At 76.3% G+C, this 14,055-nt stretch carries 13 protein-coding genes; 8 read left to right on the top strand and 5 right to left on the bottom strand.

Annotated features, from left to right (window positions below; all coding sequences use genetic code 11):
- Nucleotides 1–117: 117 nt before the first annotated feature.
- The 4 genes from ACZ7BZ_RS25080 to ACZ7BZ_RS25065 form a co-directional block, all read right to left on the bottom strand.
- A complete protein-coding gene (locus ACZ7BZ_RS25080) occupies nucleotides 118–1,107 on the bottom strand; it encodes an NAD-dependent epimerase/dehydratase family protein (protein ID WP_470360230.1) in 990 nt (329 codons plus the stop codon).
- Between the two features lie 158 nt (nucleotides 1,108–1,265).
- A complete protein-coding gene (locus tag ACZ7BZ_RS25075) occupies nucleotides 1,266–2,417 on the bottom strand; it encodes a hypothetical protein (RefSeq protein ID WP_470360229.1) in 1,152 nt (383 codons plus the stop codon).
- Nucleotides 2,417–4,225, bottom strand: a complete 1,809-nt coding sequence (locus ACZ7BZ_RS25070) for a DUF3492 domain-containing protein (protein WP_470360228.1) — start codon at nucleotides 4,223–4,225, stop codon at nucleotides 2,417–2,419. Before ACZ7BZ_RS25070 ends, ACZ7BZ_RS25075 begins: the two co-directional genes overlap by 1 nt.
- Before the next feature lie 323 nt (nucleotides 4,226–4,548).
- On the bottom strand, nucleotides 4,549–5,451 hold the full coding sequence (locus ACZ7BZ_RS25065; protein ID WP_470360227.1) for an alpha/beta fold hydrolase: 903 nt from the start codon (nucleotides 5,449–5,451) through the stop codon (nucleotides 4,549–4,551).
- A 219-nt stretch (nucleotides 5,452–5,670) separates the two neighbouring features.
- Between ACZ7BZ_RS25065 and ACZ7BZ_RS25060 the strand changes: the two genes are divergently transcribed.
- The 3 genes from ACZ7BZ_RS25060 to ACZ7BZ_RS25050 all read left to right on the top strand — a co-directional run bounded on the left by ACZ7BZ_RS25060 (nucleotide 5,671) and on the right by ACZ7BZ_RS25050 (nucleotide 7,169).
- The gene (locus tag ACZ7BZ_RS25060; RefSeq protein ID WP_380463488.1) at nucleotides 5,671–6,312 is read left to right on the top strand and encodes a TetR/AcrR family transcriptional regulator; all 642 of its coding nucleotides are present in this window, start codon (nucleotides 5,671–5,673) and stop codon (nucleotides 6,310–6,312) included.
- 164 nt (nucleotides 6,313–6,476) lie between these two features.
- Complete coding sequence (locus ACZ7BZ_RS25055) at nucleotides 6,477–6,704, top strand: DUF3107 domain-containing protein (RefSeq protein ID WP_350506147.1); 228 nt, start codon at nucleotides 6,477–6,479, stop codon at nucleotides 6,702–6,704.
- Between the two features lie 138 nt (nucleotides 6,705–6,842).
- Nucleotides 6,843–7,169 carry a hypothetical protein gene (locus ACZ7BZ_RS25050; protein ID WP_470360226.1) on the top strand — a complete coding sequence of 109 codons (327 nt, stop codon included), beginning with the start codon at nucleotides 6,843–6,845 and terminating at the stop codon, nucleotides 7,167–7,169.
- A gap of 11 nt (nucleotides 7,170–7,180) precedes the next feature.
- Here ACZ7BZ_RS25050 and ACZ7BZ_RS25045 read toward each other — a convergent pair whose 3' ends face one another.
- Complete coding sequence (locus ACZ7BZ_RS25045; protein ID WP_380463484.1) at nucleotides 7,181–7,909, bottom strand: ferritin-like fold-containing protein; 729 nt, start codon at nucleotides 7,907–7,909, stop codon at nucleotides 7,181–7,183.
- A gap of 699 nt (nucleotides 7,910–8,608) precedes the next feature.
- Here ACZ7BZ_RS25045 and ACZ7BZ_RS25040 point away from each other — a divergent pair.
- The 5 genes from ACZ7BZ_RS25040 to ACZ7BZ_RS25020 all read left to right on the top strand — a co-directional run bounded on the left by ACZ7BZ_RS25040 (nucleotide 8,609) and on the right by ACZ7BZ_RS25020 (nucleotide 14,029).
- Nucleotides 8,609–10,609: a DEAD/DEAH box helicase gene (locus ACZ7BZ_RS25040; protein ID WP_470360225.1), complete on the top strand. Its 2,001-nt coding sequence runs from the start codon at nucleotides 8,609–8,611 to the stop codon at nucleotides 10,607–10,609.
- A 141-nt stretch (nucleotides 10,610–10,750) separates the two neighbouring features.
- The gene (locus ACZ7BZ_RS25035; protein WP_470360224.1) at nucleotides 10,751–11,629 is read left to right on the top strand and encodes an alpha/beta fold hydrolase; all 879 of its coding nucleotides are present in this window, start codon (nucleotides 10,751–10,753) and stop codon (nucleotides 11,627–11,629) included.
- Nucleotides 11,630–12,007: 378 nt separating this feature from the next.
- Nucleotides 12,008–12,166 (top strand): hypothetical protein, encoded by a 159-nt coding sequence (locus ACZ7BZ_RS25030; RefSeq protein WP_188305309.1) that lies wholly within the window; start codon nucleotides 12,008–12,010, stop codon nucleotides 12,164–12,166.
- A gap of 305 nt (nucleotides 12,167–12,471) precedes the next feature.
- Nucleotides 12,472–13,110, top strand: a complete 639-nt coding sequence (locus tag ACZ7BZ_RS25025) for a DUF6758 family protein (RefSeq protein WP_380457836.1) — start codon at nucleotides 12,472–12,474, stop codon at nucleotides 13,108–13,110.
- 58 nt (nucleotides 13,111–13,168) lie between these two features.
- Nucleotides 13,169–14,029 carry a PHP domain-containing protein gene (locus ACZ7BZ_RS25020; RefSeq protein ID WP_380457838.1) on the top strand — a complete coding sequence of 287 codons (861 nt, stop codon included), beginning with the start codon at nucleotides 13,169–13,171 and terminating at the stop codon, nucleotides 14,027–14,029.
- Nucleotides 14,030–14,055: the final 26 nt, after the last annotated feature.

Raw genomic sequence — 14,055 nt, 5'->3', positions numbered from 1 at the left:
CCGAGACAGCTCGTCCGATGGGCGAGACGGCCCGCGCCGGATCGTGGAACCGCCCACCGGGCCCCCGGAAGCCCCCCGGGCCCGTGGTTGCGGGCCCGGGGCGCCCCCGCGTCCGGCTCACACCCGGCAGGCCGTCTCCAGCCAGACGTCCCCGAGCGACTCCTCCAGCGGCACCTGTGTCCGCCAGCCGAGACGGTCCCGGGCGGTGCGCACGTCCGCCTGCCGCCACGGCACCGGCTCGCCCGGGGCGGGCCGGCCCTCCGGCCGGTGGCCCTCCGCGCGGTGGCCGGGCAGGTGGTGGCCGGCCAAGTGGTCGCCGCCCGGCCCGCCGACCTGCGCGGGCAGCAGGACCGGCCGGTTCTCCTCCACGATCGCCCCCTCGAAGCCCGAGGCCCGGACCAACAACTGGGCCGCGTCCCGGGCCCGCACGGCGTGCCCGCTGCCGACGTTGATCACCCCGGTGGCGGCCGAGACCGCGGCCGCCTGGATCGCCCGGGCGACGTCCCGCACGTCCACGAAATCCCGGTATCCGGACAGGTCCGGCATCCGCACCTGGTTCTCGTCCCGCTCCAGCGCCCGCCGCAGGCCCTCGGCCAGGCGCCCGAACAGCGAGGCGGTCGGCGCCCCCGGGCCCACCACGTCGAACACCCGCAGCACCGCCGCGTCCAGCCCGGAGGCCAGCACCAGCTCCGTCCCGGCCAGCTTGGAGACCCCGTACGGGCCGACCGGCCGCGGCTCGGACTGCTCGGACACCGGCACCCCGCCGGGCACCGGCCCGTACTCGGCGGCCGAGCCGACGTGCACCAGCCGGGCCGGCTCCCGGCTGCGCCGGATCGCCTCGCAGACCGTCGCGACGGCCAGCGTGTTCGACCGGATCAGGGTCCGCGAGCTGCCGTAGGTGGCGCCCGCGCAGTTGATCACCACCTGCGGCGCGACCGCGTCCAGGAAGCGGGCCAGCGCGCCCGGACTCCCGGTGGTCAGGTCGAAGCGGATGTCGGCCGAGTCGCGCCGGCCGAGCACCGTCACCTGCAACTCCTGGTCCATCAGCAGACGATCGGTCACCCGGCGGCCGATGAAGCCGTCGGCGCCCAGCAGCAGCACCCTCATCGGGGGCGTCCTTCCACGAAGCGAGGTCGGGGACGACCTGGCGAACTGAAAACAGTGAGAACAGCGAACGAGATCTGACAGGTGTTCATCGAGCGGCGGTTCCTCGGACGGGGGTTCATCGGGCGGTCCACGGCCTGGCGGGGTTCGCCGGGCCGGGCTCAGCGGTGCGAGCCGGCCCGGCCGAGCACCGCCCAGCCGTGGACCGCCAGCACCGCCGCTACCGCGCCGCCGCCCAGCAGGACGGCCGACGGCCAGGAGCGGCCCAGGGCGAGCAGCACCGCCGCGGCGGCGGGCCCGGCCACCGCGCCCAGCGCTGCGGCCGTGGCCCGGCCGCACCGGGCCAGCAGCGCGGGCAGCACCAACAGCAGGCCCAGCACGCCCTGCGCGGCCCATGCGGCGGGGCCGGCCCGCTCGGCGGCCAGGTGCAGCAGCCCGCCGCCGTGGCCGGGCCCGGGGCGCGGCGCGACGACCGCCAGAACGGCCAGCGCCGCGTAGGTCAGCACCCCGAGCACCGCCAGGTGCAGCGCGACCGCGACCGGCAGTACCGGCCGCATCCGGGCCCGGAACCCGGCCAGCGTGCGGGCCGCCCCGAGGTGGCCCCGACCGACCTGCCGGTACCAGCGGGCCGCCCGCTCGGCCGAGCCCGCCGAGACCCCGGCGGCCAGCACCAGCGCGGCGGCCAGCGGCCGGTCCGCGCCCGGCGCCGCCAGCGGGAGCAGCAGGAGCGCGGCCAGGCCCAGCCCCTGCCCGAGGGCGGTCGGGCCCGGCCCGGAGCCCGTCGGCCTGGTCGGTGTACGGGCCGGGCCGAGCGCCGCCGGGCGGGCCGGTCCGCCGGGCGGCGGGCCGGGCTCGGCCGGGGCCGGGGCGGTCAGCGCGGGCAGCAGCACCAGCGGTACGGCGGCGGACAGCAGCACCGGCCACCGGGCGCCGAGCGTCACCACCCCGGCACAGGGCAGCGCGGCCAGGGCGGCCGCGGTCAGCGCCGCCCGGGCGGCGGGCCCGCACTGCCGGGGCCCGGGCGGCTCCGGTGCCGGCGGCCGGCGGGGCACCCGGGCGTACAGTTCCTCGGCCAGCGAGAACAGGTCGACGTGCCGGCAGCGGGCGGCGGTGTCCGGGCCGTAGCCGGCCTCCTCCAGTCCGGCGGCGATCTCCAGCGGGTCGACGGCGCGCTCGCACAGCTCCCGGTGCGCGGCCATCACCTCGCGCACCGGGTCTGCGCTCGGGCCGGTCCGCGGGCCGCCGGCGCCCGCCCGGGGTGCGGGCCCCGCCTCCGCGCGGCCGGGGGTCCGCGGCTGGGCCGGGCCGGTCATCAGACGGCCTCCGCGAGGGCCGGCCCGGCCGGTCTCGCCGGATCGGGGCGGGCCGCAGCCGGGGCGTCGGCCCGCGCGGCGAGCGCGGCGGGGCGGCTCGGGCCCGGAGTGACGGCCTCGGTGGCTTCGCCGTCGTCCTCCCCGCCCTCGCCCCGCCCTTCGCGCTCCCGCCCCTCACGCTCGTCCCGCTCGCCGCGCGGGCCGTCGCTGAGCCAGTACTCGGCGGGGCGGGCGAACGGGCGCGGCCCCCGGGCGTCCCCGTCGGCGCCGCCGCCGACGGGGAAGGCCGGGTACTGCGAGACCAGTTCCAGGTAGATCTCCCGGAAGGCACCGATCACCGGCTCGGCGGCGAAGCGTTCCTGCGCCCGCAGCCGCCCGGCCAGGCCCAGCCGGGAGCGCCGTTCCTCGTCGCGCAGCAGCGCCAGGCAGGCCCCGGCCAGCGCGCGCGGGTCGCGGGCGGGCACCAGCAGCCCGGTGGGGCCGAGTACCTCGCGGGCCACCCCGACATCGGTGGACACCACGGCCCGGCCGCTGAGCATGGCGTCGGCGAGCAGCCGGGGGCTGCGCTGGGAGAGCGCGGAGAAGACCACCACCGTGCCGCCCTGCCAGGCCTCGGCGAGCGAGCCGGGCCGCCCGGCGAAGTCCACCGCCGCGGCCGCCCCGAGCCGCTCGGCGACCGCCGCGCAGTGCGCCAGGTAGCCGGGGGCCGCCTCCTCGCCGTGCACCACCAGCCGGGCCGCGGGCAGTTCGGTGCGGACCCGGGAGAAGGCGTGCAGCATCAGTTCGGTGTCCCGCCCCGGCTCCAGCGCTCCCGCCCAGACCAGGGTGGGCCGCCGCGGTTCCGGCCCGGCGGCCGGGCGGTCCACCGCCGGGGTGCCCTCGTACACCACCCGGGTGCGCGCCGGATCGGCCCCGCAGCGGCGCTGCCACTGCTGGTCGTGGGCGCTACCCGGGGTGAGTATCGCGGCCCGCCGGTAGGTCTCCTCGGTGAGCGCCCGGAAGTAGGACAGCAGCAGCGCCCGGACCGGCCACCGGTAGGGCGCCTGGTGACTCGCTCGCCGCTCGCCCTCCTCGCCCGCCGTCGGGCCGGAGGGGCCGGCGCTTCCGGCACCGGCGCGCCCCTGGGCTCGGGGCGCGCAGCCGAGGTACTGCTCGCGCAGGTGCAGCCGGTGCTCGGTGACCACGAACGGCACCCCGTGCAGCTGCCGGGCGACCAGGGCGGGCAGCACTGCCGGGCCGCCGCCGACCACGTGGCACAGGTCGGCGCCGCCGAGGCCGCCCGACCCGGTGCCGTACCAGGGCGCGGAGAGCGGGCGCAGGCACTGCTCCAGCAGGTCCGCGGCGACCAGGACGTCGCACACCAGCGGCTGTCCGGCCGAGGTGTCCGCACCGGGCAGCCGCCAGGTCCGTTCCAGCACCCGGCGGGCGTGGGCGGAGGCGAGGAAGGCGGGCAGCGTGCCCGAGGCCTCCCGGGCCAGCGCCGCCAGCCGGTACAGCCCGGCCCCGAAGCCGGCCCGCTCCCCCGGCAGCACCAGCGCCCGCACCAGCTCCTCGTACGCCCGGGCGTACTGGCGTCTGCGCAGCGCCCCGGGCGCCCGGCCGCGCGGGCGGCGCCCCCACAGCGCCAGGTCGCGGGCGCCGTGCCAGGCGGGCGAGAGCCGGGCGGCGGCGCCGGAGCCGGCCGGGCCGGTGAGCAGGTACAGCTCGAACTCGTGCTCCGGCAGGCCCTCGGCCAGCCGGTCGCACCACGGGCCGGCGCCACGGTCGGGATGCGGGCGGGCACCCTCGGTGAGCAGGGCGACGCGCACGGGAGACCTCCTAGGGTTGCTGCCCCTCCCGGGGGCGACCGGAGCCGGGGGGCCGTACGCCGGGACCCTTGCTGTCGCTTGTCACCCACCCAGTGGTCCGGTGTCTGCGGCTCTCCCCCACACCTGTTCGGTCCGGCAGCAGAACGGTAGGACCGGCTTCCGGCCGCCCATCGGTCACATGCCTGGCTGCCACCTGAACGAGTGAACCCCCGTGTCCTCGGCCCGGACCGGGGCGTTGGTGCGCGCTATACGCCGCAGCCCCCGCCCGCGGACGGGTGGGGGCTGCGGCGGTGGGCCGGACGGGGCCCAGGGCCGGACAGGGCCTAGCGGGCGGCGGCCGCGATCAGCTCGCGCACGGCCCGGGCGACCGCGTCGGGGTGCTCCATCATCGCCACGTGCCCGGACTCCGGCAGCACCAACAGCCGGGCGTCGGCGAAGGCCGTACAGGCCCGGCGGGCCGAGCGGTAGCCGACCAGCTTGTCGCGCAGCCCGTACACCAGCAGCACCGGCGCCGTCACCTGCTCGGCCTGCCGCCACAGCGCCTGGTCGCCGCGCTCGGTGTACGCGGAGACGATGCCGCGGGCCGAGCCGACCAGCGCCGGCATCGCGTGCGGCAGCTCCAGCCGGTGCCGGTACTCGGCCACCGCCGCGGCCCGGGCGGCCGGGCTCAGACCGGCCGGGTCTCCGTAGACCAGGCGCAGCAGGTCCTCGGTGGCGGCCTCGGCGTCCCGTCGGCCGGCCGGCAGCCGGCGCAGCAGGGCCGGCAGGCCGGGCACGGCGAGCAGGCCGGTGGGCCAGGCGGAGCGCTGCGGGGGCAGTTCGGGCAGGGCGGGCGAGACCAGGGTGAGGCTGCGGACGAGGTCGGGGCGCAGGGCGGCGAGCCGGACGGCGACGGCGCCGCCGAGCGAGTTGCCGAAGAGGTGGACGGGGCCGCGGCCGGCGGCCTCCAGGTAGCCGATGACGGCGCGGACGTGGCCGGAGAGGCTGAGGTTGCCGTCGGCGGGCGGGCCGGAGCGGCCGAAGCCGGGGAGGTCGACGGCCTCGCCGTCGACGAGGCCGGAGAGCCGGTCCATCAGGTCGTTCCAGTTGGCGGCCGAGCCTCCCAGGCCGTGCACGAAGAGCCCGGGCTCGCGCCCGTCGGTGCCGGTTTCCCCGCCGGGCCGGTGCACCGCGAGCACCGCGCCGGGGACCTCGACCGTACGTACCTGCTGCTCAGCGCTGCTCATGGTGGACGATGGTAGTGAGCCCCGGCCGGGGGCGGCGGGGGTGGTCCGGCCGTCCGATCCCTCGTCACACCACTGCCGACGCCGAGGTCAGCGCCGTATTGTGGGCTCCTGACAAGGGGGCGGGCAGCTTTTATCGCGTTCGCCGAGGGCCGACGCGGTTACCGAAAAGTAGAATCGGCCCTCTTGCCAGCCCCGATCAACCCCGAAGTGAGGAGCGCCGTGACGGCCATCCAGGAGGCGCAGGAGCGCCCGCGCGGTGCCCGCCTGCCGCGAAGCGCCCGCCGTGAACAACTGCTCGGTGCCGCCCAGGAGGTGTTCGTCGCGCAGGGCTACCACGCGGCCGCCATGGACGACATCGCCGACCGCGCCGGGGTGAGCAAGCCGGTGCTCTACCAGCACTTCCCCGGGAAGCTGGACCTCTACCTGGCGCTGCTGGACAAGCACTGCGACGCCCTGGTCGAGTCGACCCGCGAGGCGCTGGGCACCACCACCGACAACAAGCTGCGGGTGGCGGCGACGATGGAGGCGTACTTCAACTACGTCTCCAGCGAGTCCGGCGCCTTCCGGCTGGTCTTCGAGTCGGACCTGACCAACGAGCCGGCCGTGCGCGAGCGGGTGGAGCGGGCTTCCGAGGCGAGCGCGACGCTGGTCAGCAAGGTGATCCAGGAGGACACCGACCTGCCGGAGGCGGAGTCCAAGCTGCTGGCCGCCGGGGTCTGCGGCCTGGCCCAGATCACCGCCCGGTACTGGCTGTCGCAGGGGTTGGAGATCCCGCGCGACGAGGCGGTGCGGCTGGTCGCCAGCCTGGCGTGGCGGGGCCTGAAGGGCTTCCCGATGCACCCGGGCGACCTCGCGACCTGAGACGGGCCCCTGGGTTCCGCTCAGCGCTGACGATCCGCTGGGCTTCGCCTGAGCGGTGATCGGGTGCTCTATGGTGAAGCCGTACGGCGTGGTCGCCGCGGTCGCTTGTCCCAGGCGCTCCGGTGGCCGCGCGTGGAGGCTGCAACCCCGGAGGGACGGAAGCCGTGGAGGTCAAGATCGGCGTGCAGAACGCGCCCCGCGAGATCGTGATCGAGAGCTCGCAGACTGCCGATGAGGTCGAGAGCGCGGTCGCGAAGGCGCTGGAGGGCTCCACCAAGCTCTTCTCGCTCACCGACGAGCACGGCCGCCGCGTCATCGTCCCGGCCGAGCGCCTGGCGTACGTGGAGATCGGCGAGCAGGCCGCCCGCAAGGTCGGTTTCGGCACCACCTGAGGCGCCGCCCGCAGAGGGTCCGACCGGTGCCCCGCTCCCACCCGGGAGCGGGGCACCGTCGCGTGTACGGCCTGGTCGGCCTGGGTACGGCGACAGGAGCGGCGCCGGTGCCGCGCACCCTTCCCCGGGGAGGCCGCCATGCTGGTCGAATCGATCGTCTTCGCCCTGGTCGGGCTGGCCGCGGCCGCGGCCGCGCTGCTCGGCCTGCCGGGGTACTTCCGGGCGTCCCGCCCGCTGGTGGTGGGGACGGCCTCGGCCGCGGCGCTGCTCGGCGGGGTGGTCGCGCACTTCTGTCTGGACGGGCACCTGCCGGTGGTCTCGGTGGCCTTCTCGGCGCTGTCCGCGGGGGTGCTCACCTCGCTGCTGGCCCGGCCGGACCTCGCCGCCGGGCGGGCCCCGGCGCACCGCCACCACCCGCACCGGGCCGGCGCCCACCGCGCACCGCGGCGGCACCGGCCGGCGTGAGGGGTCGGGGCCTAGCTGGCCAGGCCGAGGGCGGCCATCCGCCGGGTGTGCGCCTCGGTGATCCGGTTGAACATCTTGCCGACCTCGACCAGGTCGAAGCCCTGCACCTGGACGCCGCCGACCAGCAGGTTGGACAGCGCGTCGCGCTCGGCGACGACCCGCTGGGCCTGGCTGAGCGCCTCGCCCATCAGCCGCCGGCCCCAGAGGGCGAGGCGTCCGCCGGCCCGCGGGTCGGCCTCGATGGCCTGGCGGACCTTGTCGACGGCGAACTGGCCGTGGCCGGTGTCGGACATGACGCCGAGCACCAGCTCGCGGGTGTCGTCGTCCAGCCGGACGGCCACCTCGCGGTAGAAGTCGGTCGCGATGGCGTCGCCGACGTAGGCCTTGACCAGGCCCTCCAGCCAGTCCGAGGGCGCCGTCATCCGGTGGAACAGCTCCAGCGGCTCGACGAAGGGGCGCATGGCCTCCTGCGGGTCGGCGCCGATCTCGGCGAGCCGGTCGTGCAGCCGCTGGTAGTGCTGGAACTCGGCGGAGGCCATCCGGGCCAGGGCCGCCTTGTCGGCGAGGTCGGGCGCCAGCTTGGCGTCCTCGGCGAGCCGCTCGAAGGCGCTCAGCTCGCCGTACGCGAGTGCGCCGAGCAGGTCCAGCACCGCGGCGCGGTAGCCCGGTTCGGCCGAGCACGCGGCCCAGTCGCCGATCGAGCCGCCCGTGCCGTCCTGCGTCTCACCTTGGGTCTCCATGACCCGCCACCTTAGTCCCGCGGCGGCGGCCGCCCCACCACCGACCGCACGCGGGTGACCTGCCGGATCGGCCTGTGGAGGGCCGGTCACCGGGGGCAATGTCAGACGCGTCACGTGTTCGAGTCGTCGCCTGACTGTATGGTGGTACGGAGCCCCGTCGTGTTCGCACGGTGTCACCGCCGTCTCGGTGGCCCGCACGAGCCCGCTCCCAAGCGGCACCGTCCCCTCGGACGTGTCCGCACCGGAGGCACGGGTACTCACGTACGCGGATGCCCGGTCGGAGAGCCGATCGGCTCCGACCATGGCTTGGACTTCAAGCCTTGGCACCGCATCAGTGGCCGAGCGAGGGCCGCCGAGACCACGCCCACCTGGCGGAGGTCCCGCGCAGGTCCCTCACGGGAAACCCTCCCCGACGCCGCCGGCGACGCGCCCCGCCATCGGGCCGCGCGCACCGGCCGGCCGCAGGGACCGGCGCGGTTGTGCGTCCGCGCAGCTGTCATCAGGGCCGCCAGGCCCGTACGCAGCCGCGCGGCTGCCCGCCCGCCGCTCGCTCTCGGCCCCTCCGAAAACGGAAGAGGCAGCACCCTGTCCACCACCGCTGAACCCATCAAGACGACGTTCCGGGACCTGGGGATCCTCCCGGAGACCGCCGAGGCCCTCGAATCCGTCGGCATCGTCCATCCCTTCCCGATCCAGGAGATGACCCTCCCGGTCGCGCTGACCGGCCACGACGTCATCGGCCAGGCCAAGACCGGCACCGGCAAGACCCTCGGCTTCGGCCTCCCGCTGATCGAGCGGGCCATCGTGCGCGCCGACGTGGACGCCGGCCGGGCCACCGAGGAGCAGCTCTCCGACTGCCCGCAGGCGCTCATCGTCGTCCCGACCCGCGAGCTCTGCACCCAGGTCACCAACGACCTGCAGACCGCCGGCAAGGTCCGCAACGTCCGCGTGCTGGCGGTCTACGGCGGCCGGGCGTACGAGCCGCAGGTCGAGGCGCTCAACAAGGGCGTCGACATCGTGGTCGGCACCCCGGGCCGGCTGCTGGACCTCGCCGGGCAGAAGAAGCTGAACCTGTCCAAGGTCCGCGCGCTGGTCCTGGACGAGGCCGACGAGATGCTCGACCTGGGCTTCCTGCCCGACGTCGAGAAGATCATCACCATGCTGCCGGCCAAGCGGCAGACCCTGCTGTTCTCGGCCACCATGCCTGGCCAGGTCATCAGCCTCGCCCGCCGGTACATGAGCCAGCCGACCCACATCCGGGCCGCCGCCCCGGACGACACCGGCGCGACCGTCGCCAACACCGAGCAGCACATCTTCCGTGCGCACTCGCTGGACAAGGTCGAGACGGTCTCGCGCATCCTGCAGGCCGACGGCCGCGGGCTGGCGATGATCTTCTGCCGCACCAAGCGCACCGCCGCCGACGTCTCCGACCAGCTGACCCAGCGCGGCTTCGCAGCCGGCGCCGTCCACGGTGACCTCGGCCAGGGCGCCCGCGAGCAGGCGCTGCGCGCCTTCCGCAACGGCAAGGTCGACGTCCTGGTCTGTACCGACGTGGCCGCCCGCGGCATCGACGTCGAGGGCGTCACCCACGTCATCAACTACCAGTGCCCCGAGGACGAGAAGACCTACCTCCACCGGATCGGCCGCACCGGCCGGGCCGGCGCCTCCGGCACCGCCGTCACCCTGGTCGACTGGGACGACATCCCGCGCTGGCAGCTGATCAACAAGGCGCTGGACCTGCCGTTCAACGAGCCGGAGGAGACCTACTCCACCTCGCCGCACCTGTACGAGCTGCTGAAGATCGCGCCGGGCACCAAGGGTGTGCTGCCGCGCTCGGAGCGCACCCGGGCCGGGCTCGGCGCGGAGGAGATCGAGGACCTCGGCGAGACCGGCGGGCGGGGCGCCCGCTCCGGCCGCGGTGGGCGGAGCGGCCCGGTCCGCACGGCCGTCGAGACCCCGGCGGCGGAGGAGAAGCCTCGCCGTAACCGTGAGCGCCGCCGCACCCGCCGTGGCACGGAGGTCGGCGCCGAGGGCGAGGCGGCCGTCACCGCCGCGGTGACCGAGGCGGCTCCGGCCGTCGAGGGCGCCGAGGGCGAGACCGCGCCGCGCCGTCGTCGCCGCCGCTCGCGCGGTGGCGCCGCCGCGGCCGAGGCCGCCCCGGTGGCCGAGGTCGTGGCCGAGGCTGCCGCGGTCGTCGAGGCCGCCGTGGTCGCGGCCGAGCCGGTGGCCGAGGAGAAGCCGCGTCGCACCCGGACCCGCAAGCCCAAGGCGGAGGTCACCGAGGTCGCCGAGGCCGTCGAGGCGGCTGCGGTGACCGAGGCTCCCGCCGAGGCCCCGGCCGAGAAGAAGCCGGCCCGCACCCGGGCCCGCAAGCCGAAGGCCGTCGCCGAGGCCGTCGAGGCCGTCGAGGCGGCTGCGGTGACCGAGACCCCGGTCGAGGCTCCGGTCGCGAAGAAGGCGACCCGGGCCCGCAAGCCGAAGGCCGTCGCCGAGACCGTCGAGGCGGCCCCCGCCGCCGAGGCCCCGGTCGAGGCTCCGGTCGCGAAGAAGGCGACCCGGGCCCGCAAGCCGAAGGCCGTCGCCGAGACCGCCCCGGAGGCCTCGGCCGCCGAGGCCGCGGCGGCCGAGGTGCCGGCCCCTCGCAAGCGGACCCGCACCCGCAAGGCCGTGGCCGCCCCGGAGGCCACTCCGGAGGGCTGACCAGTCCCACCCCCGAGGGGGGCGGCCGGACCGTCGCGGTCCGTCCGCCCCCTCGGGCGTTCCCGGGCGTTCCGGCCGGTGGGAGGGGGTGCCGGGACGGCATAGGCTCGGGGCGTCGCCTGCCCCGGAGGGAAACCGCTCATGAGTACTCCGCCGTTCCTGACCCTGCCCGGCTGCGCCCACGCGGAGCGCGTGGTGACCGCGCGCGGCGAGTTCGCGGCCCTGCGGGCGGAGCCGGACGGGCCGGTGCGCGGGTCGGCGCTGCTGGTGCCGGGGTTCACCGGCAGCAAGGAGGACTTCATCGCGCTGCTCGGCCCGCTCGCGGCGGCCGGGTACCGGGCGACGGCCGTGGACCAGCGCGGCCAGTACGAGACCGGCGGGCCGGACGACCCGGCGGCGTACGCCGTGACGGAGCTGGGCGCCGACGTCCGGGCGCTGACCGCGGTGCTGGCCGCCCAGGGCGGGCCGGTGCACCTGCTGGGGCACTCCCTCGGCGGCCAGGTGGTTCGGGAGGCGGTGCTCGCGGCCGCCGCCGAGGGCCCGCTGCCGTGGCGTTCGCTGACCCTGATGGCCACCGGGCCGGGGGCGATCGACCCGGCCGAGGCGGCCCGGACCAAGCTGCTGCTGGATGCCCTGACGTCGATGAGCCTGGAGGAGATCTGGCAGGTCATGCGGCAGCTGGACGAGACCAGCGGGGCGACCAAACCCGCCCTGGCACCGGACGTCGCGGAGTTCCTGCACCGCCGCTGGGTGGCCAACGTGCCGCGCTCGCTGGCCGTCACCGGCGCGCACCTGATGGCCGCGCCGGACCGGGTGGACGAGCTGGCCGCGGTGGCCGCCGGGGCGCTGCCGGTGCTGGTGCTCTCCGGCGAGCGGGACTACGCCTGGCCGGTGCCGGAGCAGACAGCGATGGCTGAGCGGCTGGGCGCCCGCCGGGTGATCGTCGCGGGGGCGGCCCACTCCCCCAACGCGGAGCGGCCGGCCGCCACGGCCGACGCGCTGGCCGCGTTCTGGGCCTGATCGGTCCCCGACCGGCGCCCTCTTCGAAGTGGTCTGTACCACTTCCGGGGGTTCCAACGGTATCGACGCAGGACAAAATTCGTTAGTTACGGTAATCTTTGATTCTGTCCGGGACTCATCGACGGCCTCCACCGGGGTGCCCATCAGTCGAAACCTGGACGTTACGGACGGGCAACGGCCCAGTAGCACCGCCACGGCACCGTGGTTCACGAGGCATTGGACGCACCAGGCAAGCAGGGGGAGCCCTTGCCGCAGCAGACCGCCGCACGCACGCCCCGCCCGATCCGGCCGCAGCGCCGGATCCGTAGGACCCCGAAAGGGCTGATACCGACTCAGCCGCAATCGCCCCGCCCGTCGGGGCCCGGAAAGGAGACGCCCATGACCAAGCCCATGCGCTTCGAGATCCTCCGACTGGACGACGCCAACGGCTCCGCGACCGACCGCGTGATAGCCGACGCCGAGACCGTCCGCGAACTCGTCCAGGACGCCGCCCGCACCGGCGAACGCCTGCTCATCCGCCCGTGCCCGACCGTCTGACCCTGCGCGGCGCCTCCGACCGGGAGACCCCACCCGCCGCCGCCGAGCCGGGAGCGTCCGATCCGGACGTACCGATACCCGACTGACGCCCCGTCACCGCGATCGCCGTTGACGGGGCGTCAGTGCGTCCGGCCCCGGCCCCCGGGACGTTTGCCACCGCCCGCCACGGGACATCCCCCAACGGGAGCCGCCCGCGGCGCACCCACCCGCTCAGGCCGGGCGTCACCACCGACAGGTGCCGCCGAGCCGTCCGTACGGGTGATCGTCCTTGACGCGGCGGTCCGGAGGGAGGAGCGTTGTCGGCTATGAGGGGCGAGCCAAGCTGCCCGAGGTGCGCCGGTCGGGTCCGCGCCCCCGGTCTTTTTTCGGACACCTGGCAATGCGACCGACACGGAGCCGTGCACCCGATGCAGCCCGTGCTGCCGCCGAGCGTGGAAGCCCTCGGAGTCGCCGTCGCCCGCTCGCAGGTCCCCGTCTGGCTGCCCTGGCCGCTCCCGGTCGGCTGGCTGTACACCGGCATCGCCCACGTCGGCGACGACATCTCGGGCGCCCGGGCCACCGCCGTCGCCTGCTCCGGGCCCGCCCCGCTCGGCGGCTTCGGCGAACTGGTCCTGGTCGCCGAGGAGCTGGGGGTCGGCCTCGGCGCCCGCTACGCCGGACTGCCCGGCCCCGACCCGGGCGACTCGGTCGGCCTGTACAAGCCCGCCGACGCCAAGCTGATGGCCGCCGGGCGGCCCACCCCGATGTTCCACGTCCCGGACGCCCCGGCCGACCGCGCGGTGTTCGTCGGCGAGGCCCGCGGGCTCTGGCTCTGGGCGGTCGCCTGGCCCGAGCAGTCCGCCCTGGTGATGTACGACGAACTGGTGCTCACCGACCTGCGCGAGGCCGGCGCCGAACTCGGCCTGCTGCCCTGCGGGGCGCTCACCCCCCGACTGCTCGGCTGACCGCCGCACGAACGGCCTATCCTGGGCGGCACCCCACGAGCCTCCAGGAGTCCGCCCCGTGCGCATCGACCTGCACGCCCACAGCAACGCCTCCGACGGCACCGACAGCCCGGCCGAGCTGGTCGCGGCGGCGGTCGCCGCCGGCCTCGACGTGGTCGCGCTCACCGACCACGACACCGTCGCCGGCCACGCCGAGGCCGCCGGGGCGGTGCACGCGCTGCCGGACGGCGCCCGGCTGACCGTCGTCCCGGGCGCCGAGCTGTCCTGCGTGGTGGACGGCGTCAGCATGCACCTGCTGGCGTACCTGTTCGACCCCGCGGAGCCGGAGTTCGCACGCGAGCGGGAGCTGGTGCGCACCGACCGGTTCCGGCGCGGCCGGGCGATCGTCGAGCGCTGCCGGGAACTCGGTGCGGACATCAGCTGGGAGCAGGTGCAGCGGATCGCCGGGGCCGGCTCGGTCGGGCGGCCGCACATCGCCAGCGCGCTGGTCGAGGCGGGCGTGGTGGCCACCGTCTCGGACGCCTTCACCCCCGACTGGCTGGCCAACGGGGCCCGGGCGGACGTCCGCAAGCACGAGACCGACCCGGTGCGGGCGGTCCGGCTGGTCCGGGCGGCCGGCGGGGTGCCGGTGTTCGCCCACCCCGGCGCGGTCAAGCGCGGCCGGACCGTCCCGGACCAGGTGATCGCCGACCTCGCGGCGGCCGGGCTGGCCGCGCTGGAGGTCGACCACACCGACCACGACGAGGAGACCAGGCAACGGCTGCGCGGCCTGGCCGGCGACCTCGGCCTGCTGGTCACCGGCTCCAGCGACTACCACGGCAGCCGCAAGACCGTCCGGCTCGGCGAGCACACCACCGACCCCGAGGTGTACGAGGCGCTGCTCGCCCAGGCCACCGGGGCGAAGCCGATCGAGCGCTGACGGCGGGCGGGGCGCCGGCGCACGAG

Source organism: Kitasatospora sp. NPDC036934, from assembly GCF_055608425.1.
Note: the sequence above shows the minus strand (reverse complement) of the source record. Positions and strands in the feature narration are given on the sequence as shown.

Bases quoted from the DNA above. Each gene is read 5' to 3' on its own strand.
- ACZ7BZ_RS25040 (WP_470360225.1), top strand. From the start codon at position 8,609: ATGACCCTCCCGGTCGCGCTGACCGGCCACGACGTCATCGGCCAGGCC.
- ACZ7BZ_RS25045 (WP_380463484.1), bottom strand. From the start codon at position 7,909: ATGGAGACCCAAGGTGAGACGCAGGACGGCACGGGCGGCTCGATCGGC.
- ACZ7BZ_RS25035 (WP_470360224.1), top strand. From the start codon at position 10,751: ATGAGTACTCCGCCGTTCCTGACCCTGCCCGGCTGCGCCCACGCGGAG.
- ACZ7BZ_RS25030 (WP_188305309.1), top strand. From the start codon at position 12,008: ATGACCAAGCCCATGCGCTTCGAGATCCTCCGACTGGACGACGCCAAC.
- ACZ7BZ_RS25080 (WP_470360230.1), bottom strand. From the start codon at position 1,107: ATGAGGGTGCTGCTGCTGGGCGCCGACGGCTTCATCGGCCGCCGGGTG.
- ACZ7BZ_RS25025 (WP_380457836.1), top strand. From the start codon at position 12,472: ATGAGGGGCGAGCCAAGCTGCCCGAGGTGCGCCGGTCGGGTCCGCGCC.
- ACZ7BZ_RS25065 (WP_470360227.1), bottom strand. From the start codon at position 5,451: ATGAGCAGCGCTGAGCAGCAGGTACGTACGGTCGAGGTCCCCGGCGCG.
- ACZ7BZ_RS25075 (WP_470360229.1), bottom strand. From the start codon at position 2,417: ATGACCGGCCCGGCCCAGCCGCGGACCCCCGGCCGCGCGGAGGCGGGG.
- ACZ7BZ_RS25050 (WP_470360226.1), top strand. From the start codon at position 6,843: ATGCTGGTCGAATCGATCGTCTTCGCCCTGGTCGGGCTGGCCGCGGCC.